This is a genomic window from Bacillus sp. ES1-5 (genome assembly GCF_022487605.1).
Classification (GTDB): Bacteria; Bacillota; Bacilli; order Bacillales; family Bacillaceae_G; genus Bacillus_A; species Bacillus_A wiedmannii.
Genome location: NZ_JAKVPU010000001.1, coordinates 770,149 through 796,609, shown reverse-complemented (window position 1 = coordinate 796,609; position 26,461 = coordinate 770,149). Strand labels below are relative to the sequence as shown.

The 26,461-nt window shown below is 34.6% G+C and carries 15 protein-coding genes, 1 pseudogene and 2 other annotated features; of the genes and pseudogenes, 13 read left to right on the top strand and 3 right to left on the bottom strand.

Features of this window, described 5'->3' with window-relative positions:
• Positions 1-33: 33 nt before the first annotated feature.
• From MKO96_RS04075 to ileS, 4 genes and pseudogenes are all read left to right on the top strand, one after another.
• Positions 34-912 carry a class I SAM-dependent methyltransferase gene (locus tag MKO96_RS04075; RefSeq protein ID WP_240586760.1) on the top strand — a complete coding sequence of 293 codons (879 nt, stop codon included), beginning with the start codon at positions 34-36 and terminating at the stop codon, positions 910-912.
• A pseudogene (locus MKO96_RS29460) lies at positions 906-1,682 on the top strand (endonuclease/exonuclease/phosphatase family protein). Before MKO96_RS04075 ends, MKO96_RS29460 begins: the two are co-directional and overlap by 7 nt.
• Before the next feature lie 302 nt (positions 1,683-1,984).
• A complete protein-coding gene (locus MKO96_RS04065; protein WP_240586758.1) occupies positions 1,985-6,190 on the top strand; it encodes a tetratricopeptide repeat protein in 4,206 nt (1,401 codons plus the stop codon).
• Positions 6,191-6,289: 99 nt separating this feature from the next.
• Positions 6,290-6,529 (top strand) — a binding site (T-box leader).
• A 53-nt stretch (positions 6,530-6,582) separates the two neighbouring features.
• On the top strand, positions 6,583-9,684 hold the full coding sequence (gene ileS, locus MKO96_RS04060) for an isoleucine--tRNA ligase (protein ID WP_240586757.1): 3,102 nt from the start codon (positions 6,583-6,585) through the stop codon (positions 9,682-9,684).
• Positions 9,685-9,735: 51 nt separating this feature from the next.
• On the opposite strand, the gene MKO96_RS04055 is transcribed toward ileS, so the two are convergent.
• Complete coding sequence (locus tag MKO96_RS04055; RefSeq protein WP_240586756.1) at positions 9,736-10,821, bottom strand: DUF418 domain-containing protein; 1,086 nt, start codon at positions 10,819-10,821, stop codon at positions 9,736-9,738.
• A gap of 1 nt (position 10,822) precedes the next feature.
• Positions 10,823-11,407, bottom strand: coding sequence for a TetR/AcrR family transcriptional regulator (locus tag MKO96_RS04050; RefSeq protein WP_240586755.1), 585 nt, complete (start codon positions 11,405-11,407; stop codon positions 10,823-10,825).
• Between the two features lie 329 nt (positions 11,408-11,736).
• On the opposite strand from MKO96_RS04050, the gene MKO96_RS04045 reads away from it, so the two are divergent.
• Positions 11,737-13,248, top strand: coding sequence for a M36 family metallopeptidase (locus tag MKO96_RS04045; protein WP_240586754.1), 1,512 nt, complete (start codon positions 11,737-11,739; stop codon positions 13,246-13,248).
• Between the two features lie 103 nt (positions 13,249-13,351).
• Here the strand turns inward: MKO96_RS04045 and MKO96_RS04040 are convergent, their stop codons facing one another.
• Complete coding sequence (locus MKO96_RS04040; RefSeq protein WP_240586753.1) at positions 13,352-13,834, bottom strand: hypothetical protein; 483 nt, start codon at positions 13,832-13,834, stop codon at positions 13,352-13,354.
• Positions 13,835-14,049: 215 nt separating this feature from the next.
• Between MKO96_RS04040 and MKO96_RS04035 the strand changes: the two genes are divergently transcribed.
• From MKO96_RS04035 to MKO96_RS04000, 8 genes are all read left to right on the top strand, one after another.
• Complete coding sequence (locus MKO96_RS04035; RefSeq protein ID WP_240586752.1) at positions 14,050-15,432, top strand: UDP-N-acetylmuramoyl-tripeptide--D-alanyl-D-alanine ligase; 1,383 nt, start codon at positions 14,050-14,052, stop codon at positions 15,430-15,432.
• A gap of 66 nt (positions 15,433-15,498) precedes the next feature.
• Positions 15,499-15,710: a binding site (T-box leader), on the top strand.
• A 111-nt stretch (positions 15,711-15,821) separates the two neighbouring features.
• Complete coding sequence (gene aspS / locus MKO96_RS04030) at positions 15,822-17,120, top strand: aspartate--tRNA(Asn) ligase (protein WP_240586751.1); 1,299 nt, start codon at positions 15,822-15,824, stop codon at positions 17,118-17,120.
• A gap of 201 nt (positions 17,121-17,321) precedes the next feature.
• Positions 17,322-18,086, top strand: a complete 765-nt coding sequence (locus MKO96_RS04025) for a vWA domain-containing protein (RefSeq protein ID WP_240586750.1) — start codon at positions 17,322-17,324, stop codon at positions 18,084-18,086.
• A gap of 11 nt (positions 18,087-18,097) precedes the next feature.
• Positions 18,098-18,871 carry a hypothetical protein gene (locus tag MKO96_RS04020; RefSeq protein WP_240586749.1) on the top strand — a complete coding sequence of 258 codons (774 nt, stop codon included), beginning with the start codon at positions 18,098-18,100 and terminating at the stop codon, positions 18,869-18,871.
• A gap of 29 nt (positions 18,872-18,900) precedes the next feature.
• Complete coding sequence (locus tag MKO96_RS04015) at positions 18,901-19,263, top strand: ubiquitin family protein (RefSeq protein WP_060630646.1); 363 nt, start codon at positions 18,901-18,903, stop codon at positions 19,261-19,263.
• 31 nt (positions 19,264-19,294) lie between these two features.
• Positions 19,295-23,302 (top strand): type VII secretion protein EssC, encoded by a 4,008-nt coding sequence (essC, locus tag MKO96_RS04010; protein ID WP_240586748.1) that lies wholly within the window; start codon positions 19,295-19,297, stop codon positions 23,300-23,302.
• 127 nt (positions 23,303-23,429) lie between these two features.
• Entirely contained in the window at positions 23,430-23,702 is a 273-nt protein-coding gene (locus MKO96_RS04005) for a WXG100 family type VII secretion target (RefSeq protein ID WP_002141592.1), read from the top strand.
• 82 nt (positions 23,703-23,784) lie between these two features.
• A complete protein-coding gene (locus MKO96_RS04000; RefSeq protein ID WP_240586747.1) occupies positions 23,785-26,460 on the top strand; it encodes a tetratricopeptide repeat protein in 2,676 nt (891 codons plus the stop codon).
• Position 26,461: the final 1 nt, after the last annotated feature.

Here is a 26,461-nt window from a genome sequence, read left to right as displayed (position 1 = left end):
TGTAATAGGTGTATATAAAAGGAGGCGTTAATCTTGGAAACGTACGATTGGAACAGTAAGCTAACATATTTAAAAAATACAAGAAATTTATATTACAATGACGATTATGTAAGCTTTTTAGTAAATATAGTTTGGAAGATTACTAAGCCCGTACATATCGTTGATTACGGTTGTGGATATGGTTATTTAGGCTTAGTATTAATGCCATTACTTCCAAAAGGATCAAAGTATACAGGCATTGATAGTGGAGAAACATTACTAACTGAAGCGAGAGAGTTGTTTCGATTACTTCCGTATGAATCAGAATTTCTTGAGGGAGATGCTACAGAAATAGAATTAAACGATACATACGATATAGCAATTTGTCATGCGTTCTTATTACATATGAGTTCGCCAAAAACGATGCTACAAAAAATGATACATTCAATTAAAAAGGGCGGAAAAATAATCTGTTTTGAACCACACTGGATATCAAATATGTCTTCATACTTTTTAAATGGAGAGAATCAATCAGAAATTATTAGACTAGGTGCTTTGCAGCAGTTATTTGAAAGTGACATGCAGAGAAGCGGAAAAGATGGAAATATTGGTATGAAAATACCGATGTTTTTAAGTGAACTAGGCGTAAAAAATATTGAATGTAGAGTAAGTGATAAAGTGAACTTTTTAGATTCTAATATGCATCATAATGATAAACGAAGGTTGTATCACTCATTAAAAGAAGAGGGGATTGCAGGGAATCCAGGTGATAAGCAACAATTTATAGATCGTTTAATGACTAGAGGATTAACATATGATGATGCGCTAGCTCAATATGAAGCTGAACTCCGATTTTTTAAGGCATTTCATCTACATTCTTCTTTAGTATATGCTCCGAATATGAAAATTACATTTGGTGAAATAGAATGTTGAAAGATAGCGATTTATTAAGGATTGCTACCTTCAATATATGGAACAATGATAGTCTTTGGTTTGAGAGATTAGAAGCTATTTGTGAGGAGACTCGAACTATTTCTCCGCATATTCTTGCTCTACAGGAAGTTAGAAGTTGTGTTAATTTGAATTCAAAGAAAAATGTTGCGCAGTATATAGCAAATCAAACAGGTTATCCTTTTTGTATTTTTAAGGCGTACCCTGATTCTCCAGATGAAGGCCTAGCCTTTTTAAGTAAAATACCTATTTTAGCTGAAGAAGCAATTTGGGAAACTGATATAGAGGAATCTAATTATTGTGCCATTCGAATCATGTTTACATATAAAGATTGTAAGCTTGGAGTAACGAATGTTCATTTAAATTGGAAATCTAATAGGATAAGACAAGAACAAATGAATGCCGTGAATAATTGGATTACAAATAGAGTAAGTGATTACGAATTATTATGTGGTGATTTTAATGATGATTAACATTCAAGGGTTCATGAATATTTAATTAGAAAGCACTGGATAGATGTAGCGCAGCTTAAAGAGGTTCAACCAACTTTAGATTATAGAAAGAATCCGAATTTAAGAAGAGAGGTAAAGAAAGATAAAAGATATGACTGGATTATGATGCAAGAATATGACTTATTGAGATTTCCTATAATTGAAAACGTATCTATATTTGGGGATTCGGCACTAACTTCATCTGGCGTATTTCCTAGCGATCATTACGGTGTTTTTGTAGATTTGAAATTTAATGGATGAGAAAAATGTCATTTTTTATCGGTAAGTCGATATCCACCGTATAATCGCTGATATATTTGAATTATCGCCGATATATTTTCATGTACGGATTTCAGCTTCCAAAAGATAAGATTCTCATGTTACGTTATTCCATATAATCAAACAAAATACAGAGAAAAACAATCATTTTTACTATATTTTGTTATAAATTCGAATAATATTAAATAATACTATCCATTATAGGAGATTTTAGTTGAATACCTACAATATGATGTGTAAAATCTAAGCAAGTAGCAGTACAAATAAATATTCGAGGTGAATACATGCTAGATTTTAAGCAGTTAGATGCTTGTTTGAAAGACAAGAGATTTATAGATGGATTACAGGAAATAAATAATGAAATTTCATATATAAAAGAAAAGAATACTTTATCTTATTTGAAGAATTGGCTTGCTAGTGTTCCTTCACATAAGGAGTTTGACATATTAATACGTCTTACTGATGAAGGGCTTATGCACCAATACAGTTCATTCCTCATTCGCTACGCCTACAAAAAATTCCCGAATATGAGAACGCTCTCTTTATATTGTGATGAGTTAATTGATGAGCGGAAAATACTTGAAGTAGAACAGTTGTTAAAAGACTCATTAGAAGAGGTGAATAAAGAAGAAATAGAAGCTGATCTTTTAGCGAAAACATATTTTACGTTAGTACGATGTTTGTTGGAAATGAAACGAAATGAAGAAGCCCTAATCTATATGCAAAAGGCAGAGGAGTACAGTTCACGTGCCGTATTTGATAAGTGGGGCTACGTCTATATGCATACAGGTGAATGGGAAAAAGCAGAAGAACAATTTATAGCTGGTATGCAGCATAAAGATTGTGAAGAGTTATCTACCTATTTATTATCACAGTTATATGCGAATCAAGGAGAACAAAAGCGTGCTTTACAGCTAATTGATGATGCGATTGTAAAGTTCCCGCAAGTACCATATTTTCATTTTGAAAAGGTAAAATATTTATTAGATTTAAGGAAGTATGAAGAAATGTTAGGGGTAATAGATAATATAAATAATCAGCTTCCTTATCATGCGTATAAAGCTTACTTTGTACATTTACGTGCAGAAGCGCTTTACAAAATGAATAAACTTGCAGATTTACAACAGTTATTAAAAGAAGAAAAAAGTTTAAAAGAGTCTTTATATCATAATTTAGAAAAAAATCCAGATGGAAAAAAGGTGCACTTACCTATAGTTCCTATTGTACAAAAGGATAATTATTGTGTTCCGACAAGTTTAGAAATGATGTTGCAATTATGGGGAGAAAAACGTACACAAGATGAAATAGCAGAGTATATTTTTGATATGACAGGCTCAAAGTTTTCAGATACTGTTTCTTATTTAGAAGAATTAGGTTATGAATATCGTTATTTTAAAGGTAATGAGGAAAATTATAAGAGACTGCTGGATGAAGGGATTCCTGTTTTATTAAGTATAGATATTGAGCATGCTTCACATGTACAAGTGCTATCTGGATATGATGATACGTTACAAGCTTTTTATGTTCAAGATCCGAACTTTATAGAACCAGTTATTGTGGAATATAGTAAGTTACAAGAAAAATATCGTTACACAGGTTGTTTAGCGATTACGTTTGTTCCGAAAGAAAAGAAGGAGCAATTAGCATTTTTAAATGAAGAAGAAAATCATTATTTTAAATCTGTTTTTTCTCTTACGGATCATTTAGATGAACATGATAAAGAGGGGATTCATAACTTAGTACAATTTTTAAAAGAGACGAGTGATAATCCGAATACGTGGTTATATACGGTTAAGCATTTAGATGTTGAAGTAGATAATGAGTTTATTATATGTTGTATTGAAAAGTTAATGGAGAAGTTTCCAAACTCAGATTTTGTTAAATTGCATGGTGCGCAGTGCTTTATTCGCCTTCAAGAATTAGAAAAAGCCGGGCAAATGCTGACAAGTGTTGAGAAGAAAAATAATCGTGCTTTATATCATTTAATAAACGGAAGATATGCTTTTGAACAGGAAAGTTATATAGAAGCGATTTCAAGTTTTCGTTCATCATTACAATTAGACGCAGATCAGCCGATTGCTTGGAGTTTTCTCGCTTTATCATACATGTATATCGATCAATCTGAAAAGGCGTTGCAGTTTTCTCAAGTTGCTTTAGAACGTAGTCCAGAAAGATTCACTTTAACGAATCACGGATTAATATTAATAGATTTAGAAAGATATGAAGAAGCGTATGAAATTTTTAATGACCTATTAAGAGAGAATAAAAATGAGGCACATGTATGGTATGAGCGCGCGAGATGTGCGCATCATTTAGGGAAATTACATTTAGCGATAAAAGGGCTTAAAGTAGCGATTTATTTGGATAGTAATGCACCTTACATCTATACGAAACTTTCGGAAATATACGAGTCTGATTTGAAGGATGAGGAAAGTACGAAAGAAATTTTATTAAAAGGTATTGAGAATTGTGACGATAAGGCACCTCTATACGTAAAACTCGGTGACTATCATTTTCAAAATGATAGTCTGGAAGAAGCAGAAACATTGTATAATCGTGCATTAGAAGAAAATCATGATGATGTTTATTCTCACTTTGGACTTACGCAAGTTTATATGGCGAAAGAACAATACAAGGAAGCGAAAGAATATATTCTCGGTATTGAAAAACAAATTGAAAAGAGCCAAGATTTTCTTATGAATGCGGGAATGGTTCTATGGGATGCTGAGGTTGAACTTGGTGGAAATGAAGAAGGGTTTAAAGTAGCTTTGTCTAAGTTAGAGAGTGGTATAAAGCAGAGCGAATATAATGTGGCAAGTGCGTTAGATGAATATGTGAATCGAATTAAAGGAACGGTATTTGTACAAAGAGGTATAGCATTCTTAAGAACGTTACACAAAGAAAGAAATGGAATAAGCGAATACGGTTGTTATACAGGTATTTTATATGAATCTATTGGGCAGTACGGCCAAGCGATGAAAAGGTATAATAAGGCGATAGAACAAAAGGAAACGGCATTACCGCATTATCGAATTGGTGAAACACTTATGGCATTAGGGCAATTGACAGAAGCAAAACAAGCGTATGAAACATGTTTAGAGCTTGATGAGAATTTCGAAGGTGTACATTTACAGCTTGCAGAAATATACGAAAAAGAAGAAAATCGTTCTAAAGAACAAAGTCATATGGTTCAGGCTATGAAAGAAGAGCCGATGCATATTAATATGGAATATTTGGCACAGCTTTCAGTAGAAATGAGTCTTCAGGAAGAGTTACTGACAGAACTAGAGCAATTAGCGGACGAAGCACCTGAAATATGGCGATTAGATGCGATTGCATATGTGTATGGAGCGATGGATGAAATAGATAAAGAACAGGCACAGATTGAAGAGGCACTTCAATTAGATAGTGAGCATATAGAAGTTCTATATCATTATGCCAAAGTGTTAGTGAAAAAAAGAAGTGAAAAAGCAATTGAAATTGCAATGAAAGTTATACAAATAGATGCAAATAATGAACGAATATTTGATGTGTATGTAAAAGCGATAGAACAACATAAGAAATTGTCTAACATACGAGATTTTCTTCATACATTAAAGGTGAAGAAGGCAGAAAGAAGTATGGCATTTATGTATGCTGCATCTGCGGTGACGGAAAGATGGATTGAACGTCAACAAAATGAACAGCCGAAAAAATCTATAATTACGAGAGCTTTTTATCGTATGAAAAACCGTGCGAAAGAAATTTCGATTATTACTACAATCATTGATTTGTATGAAATTTCGTTAAAGTTAAATCAAAAAAATAGTATGGCAGCGCAGCGATTTTCACTATTTTACGAGAATGTGGCGATGTATAAAGAGGCGATAGATGTATTGCAAACATCGTTAGAAAATAAATGGGATTACGATGTAGCGAAGCAACTTGTAAATCTTTTCATGGCGTGTGAGGAAGAAGATATGTTACGGGATGCTTCAGAATTAACGAAGCAAATGGTTCGAGAGTTACCAGATGATTATGATACGCTTCTTTTACAAGCACAAGTATTCTTTAAAATAGGAGAAGAAAGAAAAGCAGAAAAGATTACCTTACAATTAATGGAGCAAACACCGTTTGTAAGTAGAGCGTTTCTTGCTTTAGGAGAAATGTATCAAAGTCAAGAAAGGTTTGAAGAGGCAATTCATATATTAGAAAATGCTTCTATACATCATCCAAATGAAGCAGCCATTCTTCTTTCTTTAGCATCTTCATATCATGATACCGGCCAAACACTAAAGGCAGAAAAAATAGCAAATGAAGTATTATTAAAAATTGATGCGAGTGATTTATTAGCAAGATACGATCGCGCTTGTTATTTAGCACAGTTAAATAGAATTGAAGAGGCGAAGCAAGAGCTTGAAATTGTTCTTCGTGAGGATGAATCAGGATTCTTTGCTGAGCTTATTGAAGAAGATGAAGATTTAGCTGGAATACAAAAATTTAAGAAATAATTGTATAGGAATTGTGAAAAAGGGGTATAATTAAATATATATTTCGAATTAGTTGACAATTTATTGCCCAATGGCATAAAATAGCTTTTAATAAAGTATACAAATCTGAAGACGAGAACGAGTAAAATAATGAATTGTTCCCCAGAGAGCCGGTGTATAGCTGAAAGCCGGTGTGCAGACATTATTTGAAAATCATCTCCGAGGAGCCGAGGCTGAAAATAAGTAAGCCCGGACGGATGTCTACCGTTACAAAGAACACGTATGATAGTACGTTGCTAAGTGCTATTAGCGAAGAGCTAATAGAATTAGGGTGGTAACGCGGTTAAACCCGTCCCTACTTCATAGGGACGGGTTTTTTGTGTGCTTTAAAACATTCAAAGGAGTGATTGTAGATGAAGAAAGTAGATGTAAAAGAGTCAGCTGTAGGGAGAGAAACACGTATTCGTAAGCAGTGGAACGAGCAAAGTATTTTCGAGCAATCAATTCAGAATCGAGAAGGCGCACAGTCTTTTGTATTTTATGAAGGACCACCAACGGCGAACGGTTTACCACACGTCGGGCATGCACTTGGACGGACAATTAAAGATGTAGTAGCAAGATATAAAACGATGGCTGGTTATAAAGTGCTACGAAAAGCGGGATGGGATACACACGGTTTACCTGTAGAATTAGGTGTTGAGAAGCAACTCGGTATTTCTGGTAAACATGAAATCGAAGAGTATGGAATTGAGCCATTTATTCAGAAGTGTAAAGAGAGTGTATTCACATATGAGAAGCAGTGGCGCGAATTCACTGAAAGCATCGGTTATTGGGTAGATATGGATGATCCATACGTTACACTAAAGAATCCATATATCGAAAGTGTATGGCATATTTTAGGGACGATTCATGAAAAAGGATTATTGTACAAAGGGCATAGAGTCTCACCATACTGCCCAAGCTGTCAAACTTCACTAAGTTCACATGAGGTTGCACAAGGGTATAAAACAGTAAAAGACTTAAGTGCAACAGTTAAGTTTCAAGTGAAAGATAGTGAAAATGAATACTTCCTAGGTTGGACAACAACACCTTGGACACTTCCAGCAAATGTTGCGCTCGCTGTACATCCAAATATGGAATACGTGAAAGCGAAACAAGAAGGTCATGTATACATTGTTGCGAAAGAACGTGTACAAGATGTATTAAAAGAAGACTATGAAGTATTATCTGTTCATAAAGGTGAAGAATTAGTAAACACATCTTATATGCCGCCATTTTCAATGAAAGAAGTTACAAATGGCTATCACGTTATCGCAGCCGATTTTGTCACGGCAGATAGTGGTACAGGACTCGTTCATATTGCTCCAGCATATGGGGAGGAAGATTATAGAGTCGTTCAAAGTGAAGGATTGTCATTCTTGCATGTTGTAGATGAGAAAGGTGAATATACAGAAGCAGTACCATTTTTGAAAGGGAAATTTGTTAAAGATTGTGACGTGGATATCGTTCGTTATTTAGCGAAGGAAGGCTTACTATATCATAAAGAAAAGTATGAACATAGCTACCCACATTGCTGGCGTTGTGATTCACCACTTCTTTATTATGCAGGAGAGAGTTGGTTAATCCGAACAACTGCAATTAAAGATACATTTTTGCAAAATAACGATTCTGTTACTTGGTATCCAGACCATATGAAACATGGACGATTTGGTAAGTTTTTAGAAAATATGGTGGACTGGAATATTAGCCGAAATAGATATTGGGGAACACCATTAAACGTATGGGAATGTGAAAGTTGCGATCATCAATTCGCGCCGAAAAGCATTGCTGACTTAAGAGAGCATAGTACGAAAGAAACACCTGAAGATTTGGAATTGCATAAGCCATATGTAGATGAAGTGCAAGTTTGCTGTGAAAAATGCGGAAGTACAATGAATCGTACACCAGAAGTGATTGATGTTTGGTTTGATAGTGGTTCCATGCCATTTGCGCAATATCATTATCCATTTGAAAATAAAGAGTTATTTGAAGAACAGTTTCCAGCGGATGTTATTGCAGAAGGCATTGATCAAACACGTGGCTGGTTTTATAGTTTATTAGCAGTATCAGCACTATATACAGGAAAAGTGCCTTATAAACGAGTGTTATCACTAGGGCATGTATTAGACGAAGAAGGACAGAAAATGTCTAAAAGTAAAGGGAATGCACTAGATCCAGTTGATTTAGTAAATCAGTTTGGTGCAGATGCATTAAGATGGGCGCTACTCGTTGACAGTGCTCCGTGGAATGCGAAACGTTTCTCGGAAAGAACAGTACTGGAAGCAAAATCTAAATTTGTAGATACATTAGTCAATGTGTATAGCTTCTACGTCTTATATGCAAATTTAGATGAGTATAACCCGAATGAAACGTATAATGTAAAGCGAACGAAATTGGATGAATGGGTATTATCAAGATTGCATAGCACAACGAAAAAAGTGAGAACAGCACTTGATGATTATCAATTTACGAATGCAGCTCGTGAAATCGCGGCGCTTGTAGATGAAGTAAGTAACTGGTATGTAAGACGATCACGTAATCGTTTCTGGGAATCTGGTATGAATGCTGAAAAAGCAGCTGCATATGAGACACTACATGAAGTACTTGTGACAATTAGTAAATTAATCGCACCATTTACACCGTTTGTCGCTGAAGATATTCATTTGAATTTAACTGCAAGTAGCGTTCATTTAGAGGATTATCCAGTTGTAAATGAATCACTACTTCAGCCGGAATTAGAAGCGGAAATGGATGCTGTTTTACAAGTTGTTGAACTTGGAAGAAGTAACCGTAATCAACATTCTTTAAAAATAAAACAGCCGTTAGCAGAACTTGTATTACTAGCGCATAATGAAAATGATATGGATTGGGAATCTTATCGTGATATCGTCATGGATGAGCTAAATGTCAAAGCGTTTCATGTTGAACTCGATGAAACGAAATACATGTCCTATCAATTAAAGCTGAATTTTAAAGCGGCTGGGCCGAAATTTGGTAAAAATGTGAATGCATTAAATGGATGGTTAAAACAATTATCAAAAGAAGAAGTACAACACTTTGTATCTACAGAAAGAGCAGTTTACGAAGCAGTATCAGGAGAAGAAGTAGTTGTAACAGCTGAAGATGTAGTAGTAGAGAAAGTCGCAAAATCAGGATTTTCTAATACAACTAACGGACAATATACAGTTATGTTAGATACGAATGTAACGGAAGAGTTGTTACAAGAAGGAGTAGCGCGTGAATTTATTCGAGCGGTTCAAGAATATCGTAAACAGTTGAATTTACCAGTTAATTTACGAGTCGATGTTATTCTTGATACAGAAGAAGAACTACAGCGAACGTTAACGAACCATAAAGATTTATTGGAAGAAAACTTACTCGTTAAACAATTTACATTTGGTCACTTAACGAACGAAGACGATGAAATTTCTTTAGGTGAAGCGAAAGTTCGAATTAAATTAAGCGCGGCTCATTAAAGTAAAAAGGAAGTTGGAATCATTCCAACTTCCTTTTTGTATGATGGAAATTTATCCGGCTAATTTTCTCATAATCCATTCGATAGGACCTCTAGAAAATTTCTTTCTCCATAACACACTAATTAAAATGCTGAAAATGAAAAATCCACTAGCAAATAATAAAACGAATAGTAATGATTGATGTTCCATTCTATTTAATAGAATTAATGCCCCAATACCGATAAATACATGACTGACATAATGAGTTAATGTTAATTGTCCTGTTTGTACAATGGAAGTGACAAACCAATTATTTCTATATTTTTCAGCGATATTGAGGCAAATGATTAATATAGCAATAGCGGATCCTGTAGCAGATAAAATATATAATTCATTTGGTAAGATGGGTCCTGTATTAAATAAAAATGTGGCGGCCTCTTTGCCGATGTATGGAATAAAAAAGTGCGTAAGTCCTTTTGATAAAAGTTCTGTCAATATTGTAATTGTAATACCGAGTAAGAGTAATCTTTCTCTAATTTTCTTATTATGAAGATCTAACCTGCCAATTATCATACCGATTAAGAAGAACGAGAACCAAGGGAAAATAGGGTGATAGCCATTAAAGAATAAATTGCGAAGAAAACCTTTTATTGTCCAGAAGTCTACATAGTTTATGAATGGAGTAGGTCCTCCCCAACCTTCGAAAGTATTGAAAATAAGCTGAAGAGCTTGTGCGATTAATAAAATAATGATAGAAAGAAAAAGTAATAGTTTTTTGCGTACTGTAATGAGTAATGCAGCGACGAAAAGGTAAACACCGTAGTAGTGTATTATATCCCCAGTCCACTCTAGTCCATATAGTAGTAATCCTAAAATAAATAAGAATAGTGATCGTTTCCATATGGTCTTTCGGCTATTAGAAATTTTTATTTTTTCATTGCTAGCAACGGCTGACCTAGTCATTAAAGTTATACCGATGCCTGCAAGTATAACAAACAAAGCAGAAGCTCTACCTTCAAATAGTGACATGAAGGTTATTAAAAAAGGGGGACCATTTCCTTCTGCACCTGTTATCACCATGAAATTAACAAGTAGCATACCAAACATCGCCAAAGCTCTAGCGAAATCTAGGCCGATAATGCGCTTTTTTGTATTCACTTCAATCCCTTCTTTCAAAAATGCTATTTACAGCTTCAATCCAAATTTGTTTATAATCTATCTTTGCATCAATCATCATAAAATTCCCGATATTATCAAGCACTAATGCTAACATATGAGCTTTTGAAACTAGGTTTTTATTTTCAATTAATTGAAGTTCATTTGCTTTTGTAAGGAGTACTTCAAATCCATGTAAATATTCTGTTTGCACAGTTAGTAATCGATCTTTGTACATATTGTTTCTTGAAGATAGTAAAACATATTCTTGTAACACAAGATTAAAATAAGGGTCGTTTCGCTGTTCATCAATTATTTTAAGGCCAATTGCAATACATTTTTCAATAAAATTTGTTTTCGTAAATTCTTCTGTATGAAAATACGAAGAGAACTGCATAGCTTTACATAATTCAGTAAAAATACATTCAATTAAGGCATCTTTAGACTTAAAGTAGTAATATATAGATGGTTTTGCGATACCAACATTCTCACCAATCATCGTATAAGTTGTTTTAGCAATACCGTACGTAGCAAAAAGGCGATAACTTGCTTCCATTATTGAAGAGAGTGTTTCTTCACTTTTACTCATAATAGATCCTCCTAAAAAAGGTTATTTAAATCGTATCATTCATTAATAATTTTTTCAACCTACCGTTAGGTAAAAATAGACTATTTTTTTAAACAGTAATATGAAAAGTTTCAGGGATAAGGAATGAATTTAGAAATTTCTTTCTAAAGTATTGTTTTCACTTTACAAATAAATATTGAGAAAATTTCACTCACCCTAAATGGAAAGGTAATAGAATTGTTTATAGAGAATTACTCGTAGATTCAATTTTTATCCTCCCATTTTGTGGGGAATGATTGCCTAGTGGTAATGGGATAAGGTTGAGCTACTTTATTAGGGGGAGTGGTTCTATGTTTAATAAAAAAATGGTGGCAATGGCAATGACTGTGCCGTTAGTAATGGGGACGATTTCTACGGTTTCGGCGTTGGAAAAACAGCAGCAAGTAAAGCTAGAAGCTTATTCGCCGCAGAAAAAAGCAACTGAATATTTAAAAGAAAATGCTGCACAGTATGGATTGAAAACAGACCTTTCAGACTTGCAATATATTTCTACAACAGAAACGTCAGTAGCTTCATATGTTAGATTCCAACAAGTTGTTAATGGTGCGCCTGTATTTTCAAAACAAATTACAGTTACACTTAACGGAGAGGGAAAGGGCGTACTTGCTGTTTCTGATTATCAATCCGTTAAAGGTGTGAAGGAAGTAACGACAAAAATTAGTGAAAAAGATGCAATACAAAAATCAATGGCGTATGTTGGAGAAGTAAGTGAGCAAAACTTATGGGCTCCTACAGAGAAAGAATTCGGATATATTGTTGAAGAGGGAATTGCTCGTCCAGTATATAAAGTGATAGTCCATTCTAATAATCCATTTGGTGCATGGGAAACATTTATTGATGCAGAAAATGGGAAGTTAATTAAAAAGGTTGATATAAACCGAAAAGCTGAAGGGACAGGAAAAGTATTTTTACCTAACCCAGTCGTATCTAGCGGTAGTAAAGTAGGCTTGAAAGATAATAACGATGCAGATTCAACAGCGTTAACGAATCAATTGAAGACTGTTACGTTAAAAGGTTTAGATGGGACAGGATTTTTAATTGGAGAGTATGTAACGATTTCTTCAAAAGCAAAAACAAAATCTACAAATTTACAATTTAACTATACACGTGCAAATGATAGCTTTGAAGATGTTATGTCGTATTATCATATCGATACAATACAGCGTTATATTCAAGGGTTGGGTTTTAAAAATATTAATAATCGCTCTATTAAAGTGAATGTGAATGGAACGACAGATGATAACTCATTTTATTCTCCGACAACGAAAGCTTTAACTTTTGGTACTGGCGGAGTAGATGATGCAGAAGATGCTGGTATTATCGCACATGAATATGGACATTCAATTCAAGATAACCAAGTTCCTGGCTTTGGTAGTTCAGCAGAAGGCGGAGCGATGGGAGAAGGATTTGGTGACTTCTTAGGTGCTACGTATGAAGATGCAGTATCGACAACAGGCTATGGAAAAGCATGTATTGGAGAATGGGATGCGACTGCTTATTCTAGTTCAGATCCGACGTGCTTGCGCCGATTAGATACGAATAAAGTGTATCCGAAAGATGTTACAAATGAGGTACATGATGATGGGGAAATTTGGGCACAAGGTCAATATGAGATGGCACAAGCTTTTGGACGTGATGTAGCAACGAAAATTATTTTACAATCACACTGGTCATTAACACCAAACTCTAAATTCAGTGATGGAGCAAAAGCGATTAAGCAAGCGGATGCTCTTTTATATGGCGGACAACATGCTGCTGATATCGATCGCATTTGGGCAGCGAGAGGAATTAGTACGAATTAATATAAAAAGTCGTGGCGTTTATAAGCCACGACTTTTTAATTTGCTTAAGCACTGGTACTAGTAAAGTAAGCTATAGGAATGGTAGTGTGAATTTATCCGCATTTTAGTTGTTTTTTTCGTCTTTAAAAACAAAATGCTCTTTAAATTTTCTAGACTCAACTTTTTGACCGTTTCTCATGGAGCTGAAAGGGTGTTCTTGCCAAGTAATGATTACATCAACTTCATCTGCTTTTGTGGCAACTGGAAAATTAGTATGTTCAAATCCAGTTTTTCCACTTGCTAAGCGACTTTCCTTTCGTGAGAAAAGTTCATATTTCGTTTTTGTTTTTGGCTCGTTGCGGAATACTTCGACTTGTACGTTATATACTTCACTGTTACCAACATTTTTTACTGAAAATTGATATGTTTTAAATTCATCTTTTTTAGCTTGAAGCATATTTTTATCTATGTTCTTCGGTTCATCAATATTCACTTTCCATTGATCAGAGTTTTGGGAGATTGGTAAAGCTTTTGGTGAGTAGGCGTACGTTTCATTCACTACAATTAGACATAACAAAAGAAGAAAGAAACTAATCGCTTTTTTCATATAAACACCTCGCTATGAAATTTTTATCCCGCATTAACGGGCAATAAGACCCCCCACCTCAAAATTCAGGGAAAGCAAAGAAGTTAGGTGGGGGATCAACTGCCCGTAAAAGCCCAATTGGTTCTACTAATAATCAGTGAGGAGGAACAAAATCCCCACTGATTAAAGTTTCACTTTATTAATATGCGTAAATGAAACGGAAATTATGTAATAAAATGGAAAAATGTGATAATTTGATTCAAATGAATTTGAAAAAACTTGAAGAGGTAGTAGGTGGTGAAGGGTTAGAAGAATCATTTCATCATATAGAGATACATGGTGTCTGCATAGATTCCAAAAGCATTAAAGAAGGAAATGTATTTGTTCCAATCATTAGGGTGAAAGATGGACATGATTATGTGAAAGAGGCAATTAATAATGGAGCTGTCGCTTCCTTATGGAAAAAGTCTTATGGTACTCCGCCAAAAGGGATGCCAATTATATTTGTAGATGACACTTTGTTTGCTTTGCAACAATTGGCAAAATTTTATCGGAATGAATTAGGTGTAAAAGTAATTGGTATTACAGGTAGTAACGGAAAGACAACAGTTAAAGATATAATAGGAGGCATTTTAAGTTCAACTTATAGAGTGCATAAAGCGAAGGGGAATTTAAATAGTCAAATCGGTTTGCCGTTAACAATTTTAGAAATGAAACGAGATACAGAGTTTTTAATACTTGAAATGGGAATGAGTGAAAAAGGACAAATTCGAAATCTATCACGAATAGCGCAGCCGGATGTAGCGATCATTACAATGATTGGACAGTCACACTTAGAAACGCTTGGATCAAGAGAAGAGATTGCGAAGGCTAAATTCGAAATTGTAGATGGATTAAAAGACGATGGACTGTTCTTATATAATGGTGATGAGGCATTACTTTCTCAAAATAATAATATGCTAGATATAGAATGTAAGTCATTTGGTGAAAAGTATACAAATGATTTGTTTCCAACAAACGTCCAATTAGATGAATATGGTGTTCATTTTAAATTAAATGATTCAAAAATACAGTACGATGTTCCCTTACATGGAAAACATAATATTTTAAATACAATTGTCGGAATCGCCGTAGGTCAATTTTATAATGTCCCTACAGAAAAAATACAGAAAGCATTGCGACAAGTAAATATTACTCATATGCGCTTTCAATTTTTAACTGCCAAAACAGGTTTTACAATTATTAACGATGCGTGGAATGCCAGTCCCTCTTCAATGAAGGCTGCAATTGAAACGTTACAGACATTAAATACCTATAAGAAAAAAATGATAGTAATTGGGGATATGTTGGAGTTAGGGAAGAATGCTGAAACATATCATAGAGAAATTGGTAAAATGTTAAATCAAGAGAGCATTCAATATGTATTCACTTATGGAGAGTTAGCTGAAATTGTAGCGGAAGAAGCGAGAAAGAAATATGATATAGGAAAAGTACAGTCATTTAATAATAAAGCCAAGATAGCAGAGGAAGTATTAAAAGTTATAACGAAAAAGGATGTTGTATTACTGAAAGGCGCACGTGGAATGGCTTTAGAGGAGATTGTACAAAATTGGATATGAAAAATCAAAATATATTTAAAAAAGCTTGCGTTTTATAAAACAAAGAGATAGAATACTCTGTAAATATAAAAAGTGAGGATCAGGAAAAGTACATGATGCAAAGGTCTACAGAGAGCAATCGGTTGCTGAGAAGATTGCGATACCGCATGATGGAAAGACACCTGTGAGTGTTGCTTTGAACGTGATAATTAGTAAAAGCAAACGGTACCTACCGTTATCAGGGCTAAGATAGTCATTATGACAATTTGGGTGGTACCGCGGAAAAATCCGTCCCTATTTATAGGGACGGATTTTTGTATTCTTTGAAAGGAGGTGAGTGACCGTGGATGATGACGATGACAACAATAACAATAACGTAAATAAATATAAAATTACTGGAGGGAAAAATAATGGAGTCAATAATGAAGCGTTCACTCACAAAAGAATGTACAAAGCAAAGCGGAAAGGTTGTATTACTTCAAGGATGGGTAAAAAAGATTCGTCATCTAGGTAATGTTAGTTTTTTATTAATAAGGGATCGATCAGGAGTTATGCAATGTGTATTAGAAAATGAGTTAGCTGGATTTAAAGTAGATGTGGAAAGTGTCATTCAAGTAGTTGGTCAAATAGTAGAGACTTCGAAAACAGAATTAGGGGTTGAAGTGCTTGCTCATGAAGTGAAAATATTAAATGGCGCAGAACCACTTCCATTTGAAATAAATAAAAAGAAATTACAAGTTGGCTTAGATCAACTACTGAATGAGCGGGTATTATCATTAAGACATGAGAGAATCACGGCGATATTTAAAGTGAAATCTACACTCGTTCAGAGCTTTAGTGAATTTCTTGTAGAGAACGATTTCACACGTATATTTACTCCGAAAATTGTTTCACAAGGGGCAGAAGGAGGAGCGAATGTTTTTAAACTTCCATACTTTCAAAAAGAAGCCTATTTAGCACAATCACCACAGTTTTATAAACAGATGATGGTAGCTGGAGGGTTAGAACGTGTTTTTGAAGTTGCACCTGTTTACAGAGCGGAACATCATAATTCTTCCCGTCATTTGAATGAATATATATCGTTAGACGTAGAACTTGGATTTATTCATGATTTTTATGAAGTGATGCAATTAGAAACGGATGTTTTACGATATATGTTTCAACAAGTAGCAAAAAACTGTGAAAAAGAACTACAACTATTACAAATAGAAGTACCTGTTATTACAGAAATACCGAAAATTACATTGTTAGAAGCGCAAGAAATTTTGAAAAATAAATACCGGAAAGAGTCGCCAATTGGGGATTTAGATACAGAAGGTGAAAAGCTACTAGGCAAATATGTGAAGGAAACATATAAGAGTGAGTTAGTTTTCATTATACATTATCCGAAAGAAGCTAGGCCGATGTATACGATGCCGAATAATGAGAATCCGTCTATTACTGATTCATTCGACTTACTATATAAAGGATTAGAAATAACATCAGGGGCGCAGCGAATTCATGATTATGAAATGTTACTTGCTTCTTTTAAAGAAAAGGGATTACATCCAGATACATTTCAATCTTATTTAAATACATTCCGATACGGTTGTCCCCCGCATGGTGGTTTTGGAATTGGATTAGAGAGAGTTGTATACAAACTATTAGAATTAACAAATGTACGAGAGGCGAGTGCTTTTCCGAGAGATTGTACACGTCTTATACCATAACATTAAAACTCTTCTATAATATAGAAGGGTTTTATGCATTTCAACATAAGTTAAAGGGAATAATAATGGTTTTTTGTGTGAAAATATGTAAATTATATCAAGAAAATTTTATAATGAATTGAGAAAAAGAAAATTCATAAGTTATAATGAAATATGAATATAAAAAAAGTTCATATAATAATGTATGGAAGGGTATGAAACATGTTATATCAAACTCAAGCAACACAACAAACACCAGCTTATATAATTTATCTTCTTGATGTAAGCGCATCAATGAACCAAATGATGGATGCAGGCGGAGAAGAAAAAAGAAGAATTGATATTGTAACGGATGCTCTTTCTTTAGCGATTCGCCAAATGGTATTTCGTTCAACAAAAGGTAGTCGCTTGCTTCCAAGGTATAAGTTATCTATTTTAGCCTATAGCGATCATGTTTTTGATTTATTGGGCGGTGTGAAAACAATAGACGAGGTAGCAAGACTGCGCCCATTAGAAAAAATTCAAACGCATCGTTTAACTGATACAGCAAAAGCTTTTTCTGTAGTGGAGAAATTATTGCAAAAGGAATTACCAAATTTACAAGATGGACCAGCTCCTGTGGTTTGTCATATGACAGACGGTGCTTCAACTGGTGAAGATCCAGAATTAATTGTGCGAAGAATTATGGATATGTCTGTACCTGATGGAAATGTGCTAGTTGAAAATATTTTTATTTCAGATGAAATTATGCAAGACCAAATTACTAGTATAAAGAAGTGGAAAGGGATTATGCCAAATACAGAAATTACGGATGAGTATGGTGCAAAGTTGCAAAAACTTTCATCGCCTATTCCTCAAAGCTATCGTGAGATGATGACTGAATATGGTTTCCATATTGCAGATGGTGCGGTGATGATGTTTCCTGGTACAAATGCGGATTTAGTGTCACTTGGATTTCAAATGTCTGCTGCGACGCCGGTTCGGTAGGAGGGAGAAATATGGTGAAATATATCCTGTCGCAAGAGAAAGAAACGGTATTGCAAGAAAAGAAAAGCAAACATTTTACTTATCGATATAGTTATGTAAGAGCAAAAGAAACACAGGATTTAAATGAGAGTGGACAGGACTTCCTAGTATTTCAAGATAATGGAACTAGTTTCATATTTGCGTTATGTGACGGTGTAGGGCTGTCTTTTCATGGTGAAATTGCTGCGGAGTTTCTTGGTATGAAGTTATTAAACTTGTTTGAAACATGTCAAGAAAGTGAACTGGATATTACTACATTATTAAATGAACAGTTAAAAAATTGGATAGAAGAAGCTTCAGAGGAAGTGAGTGCATTTCGATTGCCAGAAGAAACACCGTGGTTACTACGCGATGTTTTGGAAGAAAAGCGAAAACAAGGTAGCGAAGCGATGTTTATTGGCGGGAAAATAGAACGCATTTCAAAACAAGATAAGGCACAAATAACGTTAGTTTCACATGGTGATTCATTTGTAAAATTGTTTCAAGATAATGAGAATTGTTCGAATGTAATGAAGTTTGAGAGTAATATAGAGAAAAGATGGTCTACACAGCGTGGCATTATCGGTGGGGAATTGGCCGTTTTTTCAAAGACATTATCTAGACACGAAGCTAATCGGATAGTTATTCATTCAGACGGACTTGTGTCGCTTAAACAGTATAACTTTGAGGAAGTGTTAAAAGAAATTGAGAGGGCGCAGAACTCCCCGACAAGCGATGATATTTCATTTTTAGATGTTTCTTGGTAACAAACACGATGGAAAAAAGGTGAATAAACGTGGAAGAGATTATTGTGACATACATAAAACAGTCAAATGAAGAGATAGATATTGCAATTCCTAATGATGTGAAAGCAGTGCAAATTATTGAAGCAATTTTACATCATGAAAAAATAGATGAAGCATTGAGCGGTATCTATGAAATTAGAGTGGCAAAAGATAAAGAAGAATGGCATTCTATTCGAAATGATGAAACGTTGCGCGATAATGATGTGTGGGATGGACAATATGTAATGCTATATAAAAAAGGATCGATTATCCCTTCTTTTGAAATGCTACCGGCAGAAGAAGTTTATAATGAACCTGTTAAACAAGATATATCTACTAGTGAAGAAGATTATGTATGGAAAATCATTGAGTAATAGTTTTTGAATGGGGAAGGAGAAATGTTTTGTGCAAAAATCACCGTATTTTCAACGCTCTCCGCGTGTGAAAGTAGATATACCGACAGGGGATGTTATTATTCATGATCCACCGAATATACCGGAGGAGCCGAAGTTTTCAATTGAAACAATGTTACTGCCTGCAATGATGACGGTTTTAACATTGGTATTATATTTTGTAATGATGAAATTTATGAAGATGAATTCAAGTTATATGCCATTAATGATGGTTTCAAGTATTCCGATGTTGGGATCATATATAATTACAACGATGGGACATTTCCGTAAAAAGAAAGAACATCGTCAAATGGTTGAACAATTACAAACAAGGTACTTAGAGCAAATTCAAAAGCATCGAGTGGAATTAGATACGTTAAAGGTTGAACAAGCAAAATATTTAATTACACAAAACCCAAGCCCATTAAAAAGTGTACAAAGAATTGAAAATCGGGAAAGTAATTTATGGGAGCGTACACCTGAAAGTCCAGACTTTTTAGATATTCGTATTGGTACAGGAGAAAGACCATTCCTTGTAGAATTGAAGGTGCCTGAGCAGAAAGGTTATGAAGAAAATCCATTAGTTACAGAAGCGCAAAATGTGAAAAGGGATTTCAATACGATACCAAATGGACACATTTCCATTTCTTTGAAAAAAAACGATGTAATTGGTGTAGTCGGAAATAAAGAAGATAGACTAAACTTTATTCGAATTGTAACGACGCAAATTATGACGCATCATGCACCAAATGAAGTGAAAATAGCAGCCTTTTATCATGAGAAAGAGAAAAAAGAATGGGATTGGATGAGGTGGCTTCCTCACGTATGGGATGAACAGAGAAGTATGCGCTTTTTATCTGAAAATCAACAAGATGCACAGAAACTAGCTGAAGTACTATTTACCCCACTTAATATGCGTAGAATCTATAATTCTTCTGCGCAAGCGGATGCAAAAGTTCCTTTAATTCCAATGTATGTCTTTTTCTTATCAGCAAGAGAATTTATAGAGGATGATCCTTTAACGCCAATGTTACTTAGAGAAGGTGAAAGTGTAGGAGCTTCTACATTTATTTTTGCGGAACAAAAGGAACGGTTACCGATGGAATGTGATCTTGTTATAAGTTTAAATGGAGAAAATGGTGAATTAGTAGAAACGTTTTCAAGTTCAGCTGAAAATAGTGGGACAACGCGTGCTAGTTTTAAAGTAGATCGACTTTCATTTGAACGATGTGAACTAGGAGCGCGAAGCATTGCACCAATTCGAATGAAAAGTTCTACAGCAGCCAACATTCCGAAAGTATTAACATTTTTAGACTTGTTTCAAGCTAAAAACATGGAAGAGTTACAAGTGCTAGAGAGATGGAAAGAAAATCGATATCCGACTTCATTACCGGTTCCAATTGGTGTAAGAGAAGGAAGTAAACCTGTTTTTCTAAATATTCACGATAAAATAGAGAAAAAAGGGCATGGTCCGCACGGTCTAATGGCTGGTACAACAGGATCAGGAAAAAGTGAAGTGATTCAGTCTATAATAGCAGCGTTAGCAGCGACCTATCACCCTCATGAGATGGCATTTATGCTTATCGATTATAAAGGTGGTGGAATGTCAAATACATTTGCGGGATTACCGCACATTATTGCATCTATTACGAACTTAGAGGATCCAAACTTAATTGAGCGTGCCAGAATTTCATTAAAGGCAGAATTAGAGCGGAGACAAAAATTATTCATTCAGGCTGGAAATGTGCAGCATCTAGATGAATATTATGAAACAAGCTGGCGTGAAAAAGAACCTTTACCACATTTATTTATTGTTATTGATGAGTTTGCTCAAATGAAAAAGGAACAACCTGAATTTATGGACGAGCTAATTAGTGTCGCTGCCATAGGAAGGACATTAGGAGTTCACTTATTATTAGCAACTCAAAAACCTTCGGGGGTTGTAAATGACAAGATTTGGAGTAACTCGCGTTTTCGAATTTGTTTACGTGTTCAAGATGATGCGGATAGTCGTGAGATGTTAAAGATTCCAGATGCATCAAAAATCAATGTACCAGGACGAGGGTATCTCCAAGTTGGTAGCAATGAAGTATTGGAATTATTCCAATCTGCATGGAGCGGAGCACCTTATAATCCAGATGAAGAGAAAGTTCTTGATATTGTTGACTTTACAGAAGTGAAGCTTTCCGGTGAAAGAATAAAAGTGAAAAAGCGTCCAAAACCAATGACAAATAGTCCAAAGCAATTACAAGCTTTTATTCAATATGTACAGAGCGTATCAGAAAAAGAAAATATTAAAGCATTACCAGGACCTTGGCTGGATCCATTACCGGAAAAATTATTGTTAAAAGAATTTTATGCTATGGAAAATTGGACAATTGCTGAGTGGAATAAACCGAAAGAATATTTACAAGTAACGGTAGGATTAATTGATGATGTTGCAAATCAAGCACAATTTCCTCTGAAATTAGATTTACAAGAAGGGCATTTAAATATTTATGGTATGCCAGGTACAGGAAAAACGACGATGTTGCAAACCATTGTTATGTCCTTAGCTGTGTCTCACACACCAGAAGAAGTGAATTTCTATGTTATTGATTTTGGTCGAATGTTCTTAGATTTTAGAGATTTACCTCATATAGGTGGGATTGTACAAGAAGGCGAAAATGAGAAAATGAAGCGTCTATTCGGATTTTTAAAGAAGGAAATCACGCATAGAAAAGAGAGTTTTTCTAATATTGGTGCAAAGTCATTCTCTATGTATAACCGAATGGTAGAAAAGAAACTACCAGCAATAGTAGTAATGGTAGATGGTTATATAAGATTCAAAAATGAATTCGAGAAAGAAAATGAAGTATTAGAATTATTATTGCGTGAATCAAGTACATACGGAGTATATTTCTATTTTTCTCTGAATCAAACAATAGATATGTTTGATCGTGTTCGTAATAATATACCGATGGCACTTACATTTGAATTGCAAGATGGAACAGAATATCATAACTTAGTTGGCAGACCTAAATTCCCGTTAATTGAAGTTCCTGTTGGCCGTGGATTAATGAAAGGGCAACCGCCGGAATTATTCCAAGCAGCATTGCCGTTTATTGGTGAAAGTGAACTTGAGTACTCGCAACAATTAAAAACAATTATTCAAAAAATGAATGGAGAATGGAATGGTGAAAAAGCAAAAGCTATTCCAATGGTGCCTAAAGAAATATTTGTAGAGCATATGGTTGAAAAATTAGAAACAGCCCAAATTTCAGCAGGTATAGAAACAGAGGATATTCGTTTACAAAGCTTTTCTTTAGATGAAATGAGTCATATATTTATTGGAGGAAGAATAGAAGGTGGAAAAACATCGCTATTACAAACGCTTCTGTTCACTACTACATACCAATACACTCCTGAAAAGGTTGAGCTATACTTAGTAGACCTTGGTGAAAGACCTACAGGCATATTAGCTCTTGGAGATTTACCTCATGTGAAGAAGAAAGTTACAGATGCTGTGCAATTAAAAGAAATGTTAGATGAATTGTTAGAGCTAATAAATGATAGAGAAGCAGTAATGCCTTCTATAGATCCAAACGTAACAGTGGAGTTTCCATATAAGAGAATAATCATTGCAATTGATGATATTGATCAAATGTTAACTGTATTATCTACTGATTATGAGGCGAAAAACAAAATGGAACTAATAGTCCAAAACTGTAAAAATAAAGGGATTCACTTTATGACTGCGGCTACTACGTCTAGCTTAAATAGCTATTCTCATGAAAAATGGTTTGCAGAAATTAGAAAGAGAAGTATTGGTTATTTATTGGGAACGACACAAAATAACGATGTTTATTTCTTTAATATGAAACTGCCGCATACTGAAATGGATCAAGAATTATTAAGTGGGGATGGATATTGCGTACGTAGAAAGCCAATAAAAATAAAATGTGCATATACACCATTACATTTACTTCGCACGATGACAGATAAAATTATTGTGAAATGGTCTGAATATAGAGTTAAATAATATTAAAATAGGGTTAAATTACAAGAAAATAGAATTTTTTTGTAATTTAACCCTTTTAAAATTGTATGAATATAGTTTATAATCTAATTGTTGTATCATTTATGATTTGAAAGGGGAAATTATTACGATGGCAGAAATTAAAATCACACCAGAAGAACTTGAAAGAATCTCAGGAAACTTTAAAAACGCAGCAGGAGAAGCTCAAAGTCAAATTAATAGACTTGAAGGCGATATTAATAGTTTAGAAGGACAATGGGCTGGGGCAACACAAGCGAAGTTCCGTGGAGAATTTATCCAATCTAAACAAGCAATGCAGCAATATATTCCAATTTTAGAGGGTATTTCAACAGATTTAAAACGTATTGCTGATAAATTCCGTAACACAGATAACGCATACTAAGAATAGAACAATTGCAAAAGACCAGGAGCTATTGTTCCTGGTCTTTTTTTGAAAAATTGTTATACGAGAGTAAGGGGATAAAATGGGATTCCGACCAGAAGTAGGAGAAAAAATTAGTCTTAATAAAGATGTTTATCGTTTTGAGAAACACCCAGCTGTAATTGGTATTGAAATGCCCTATGGTCAAGAGGGAAGGCAAGGGACAGTTTATCAATTACAACAGGAAAATGGTGTGGAACGAATTGCATTAAAAGTTTTTAAGGAACGCTATCGTGAGGAACAACATCAATTAGCATTTCTGAAACCACTTTCTTCCTTAGCGGGTCTTAAAGTATGTTCACGCTATATTGTTACTAAAGAAGAACATACATCTGCTATCGAAAAATCAGAAGATCTTGCTAATAGTATTGTAATGCCTTGGATTGAAGGTCCAACTTGGGCGGATATTTTACAAGAACAACGAATGTTATCAAAAGAACAATGTTTCTTTATTGCAGAAGCATTTCTTACAACACTTAAAATGATGGAGGAAAATGAAGTTGCTCATAATGATTTATCGTCTAGCAACGTACTCATACCTTTCTTAAGTGAAAGTCCAATTGAAGGCCAACACTATATCGAACTTGTTGACGTTGAACAAATGTACGGCCCAAAAACGAAAAGACCTTTGTTATTGCCAGCAGGTTCAGCGGGCTACGCACCAATGTATTTAAAAAGTGGAGTATGGCAAAAAGAAGCCGATCGATTTGCAGGCGCCATTTTATTAGGAGAAATATTAAGTTGGTGTAGTGAAGAAGTTCGAAATAAAAAATGGACGGATGCAAGTTACTTTAAAACGGAAGAAATGCAGACAGAATGTGAAAGATATACGTTACTTCAGCAAGTATTACATAATCAATGGAATGGAGAAATTGCAAAATTATTTAAGCAGGCATGGAGTAGTAACTCTTTCGCAGAATGCCCAAGCTTTGCGCAGTGGTACGATGTATTTAATAGCGCGAGAGAAAGAATAAAAATTGATGCGGAAAGGCAGTCAGCAGAAGAACACTCTCTTTTTGTATCAAAATGTTTGGAAATTGCAAGATTATTAGAAGAGAGAGGATTTAAACAAGCGGCATTATATGAATATAAAATAATTTTCAATTCACTCAATCCATCAACAGCTCTGCAAAAAGAACTCGCATATATCATTCAAACTATGGAGAGTCAAGAGCCTGAAATAAATAAAAAAATGGTCCTACAACATTATTTGGAATTAGCTACTGAATTGGAACGAGAAAACAATGCAGCATTTGCTTGTTTCGTCTATTCACGAATCGTACAATTTCCAAACATTGATCAGGCGTTAAAACAGGAAATTGAAAGCATTATTGAAGAGATAAAAGAAGGACAAGGAACAGAGTCGCAGCAAGAAGTAGCAGCTACAATTACAGTTCCAACTAGTATTCTACAGAGCCGGAAACAAACGAAAAAACAAGTGGAATATGATATAGATGATGAGATTTTAAATGCAAAAGCATCAAATCAACCACTTACAATAGCGCATGAACAAAGTGAACCATCAGCTTTTTCTACATGGTGGAAAAAGAATAAAAAACGGATTTTGATTATTGGCTCAACTGTAGTTGTTGTTATAGGTGGTTCAACGTTATTTTATTTCTACACAACAAACGCTAAATATCAAAAATTTATGGAACAAGCACGACAAGCTTATGATGATAAAAAATATACAAAAGCAGAAGAAGCTGTTGGGCAGGCAATTGCTGTGAAGGGTAAAGACGAGGCATATCTCCAATTAGCAACGATTTACGTTGCTGAAGGGAAAAATAAAATTGCAATCGATTATATTACAAAGCTAATAAAAGATAGAGAAATAGATAAAGAAAATAATGAAGCTGCTTATTTATTAGCTTCAGCAAATTTCCGCATTGGAAAATATCAAGAAGCAGTGCAAAATTTTGAACAAGCGTTAGCGAATGATGCAAAAGGAATTGAACCATACAAGAAAGATGCGATGCGAGATTTAGCTGTATGTCATATGAAGATGAAGGAATTTGAAAAGGCGGAAGATGTTATTGTCAAAATGAGTACGAAAACAAATGAGGATAAGGCAATTGTTTCGTATTTAAAAGGTCAATTATCAACCGCAACTGTACAGTTAGACAAAGCAGAATCTTTTTTTAAAGAAGCTATTATGCAAGATTCAAAGAATGCCATATATACAATTGAACTTTCGAATTTATATGTGATTTGGAATAAAACAAATCTAATTGATAGTGCGAAGAAAGAAATGAATTATCAACAAGCATCGCACATTTTACAAGTAGCGATTCAAAAAGATATGAAAAATATTGAGTTGTTAAATCAACTAGGAATTGTGTATTACGAAGCGGGTCAATTTTATGAAACGCGAGATGGTGCAAAGAGTACTGCTGCATATCAGCAAGCGTTAGAAGCTTACAATAGAGTTGTCAGCAGTGGAACACGCGACATAAATACGCTTGTAAATATAGGGATTTTATACGATAAAGTGGGACAAGGAAATGAAGCAGAGAAGCTTTTCACAGAAGCATACTCACAAAACGATGAAAATCCGCATGTGAATTTTGCATTCGGGATGTTTAAAATTAAACAGAAAAAATACGAGGAAGCAAGTCGCTTCTTAAGAAAAACAGTGCAGGCAAATGAAAATGAATCTGAAGTAAGAGCCGCGCAAGAAAAACTAACAGAAATGAAAACAAACGGTTGGATTCAATAAA

Excerpts from the sequence above, each read along its gene's own strand:
- MKO96_RS04065 (WP_240586758.1), top strand. The coding sequence starts at position 1,985 with ATGCTAGATTTTAAGCAGTTAGATGCTTGTTTGAAAGACAAGAGATTT.
- ileS (WP_240586757.1), top strand. The coding sequence starts at position 6,583 with ATGAAGAAAGTAGATGTAAAAGAGTCAGCTGTAGGGAGAGAAACACGT.
- MKO96_RS04050 (WP_240586755.1), bottom strand. The coding sequence starts at position 11,407 with ATGAGTAAAAGTGAAGAAACACTCTCTTCAATAATGGAAGCAAGTTAT.
- MKO96_RS04045 (WP_240586754.1), top strand. The coding sequence starts at position 11,737 with ATGTTTAATAAAAAAATGGTGGCAATGGCAATGACTGTGCCGTTAGTA.
- MKO96_RS04040 (WP_240586753.1), bottom strand. The coding sequence starts at position 13,834 with ATGAAAAAAGCGATTAGTTTCTTTCTTCTTTTGTTATGTCTAATTGTA.
- MKO96_RS04035 (WP_240586752.1), top strand. The coding sequence starts at position 14,050 with ATGGAAAAATGTGATAATTTGATTCAAATGAATTTGAAAAAACTTGAA.
- aspS (WP_240586751.1), top strand. The coding sequence starts at position 15,822 with ATGGAGTCAATAATGAAGCGTTCACTCACAAAAGAATGTACAAAGCAA.
- MKO96_RS04025 (WP_240586750.1), top strand. The coding sequence starts at position 17,322 with ATGTTATATCAAACTCAAGCAACACAACAAACACCAGCTTATATAATT.
- MKO96_RS04020 (WP_240586749.1), top strand. The coding sequence starts at position 18,098 with ATGGTGAAATATATCCTGTCGCAAGAGAAAGAAACGGTATTGCAAGAA.
- MKO96_RS04005 (WP_002141592.1), top strand. The coding sequence starts at position 23,430 with ATGGCAGAAATTAAAATCACACCAGAAGAACTTGAAAGAATCTCAGGA.
- MKO96_RS04000 (WP_240586747.1), top strand. The coding sequence starts at position 23,785 with ATGGGATTCCGACCAGAAGTAGGAGAAAAAATTAGTCTTAATAAAGAT.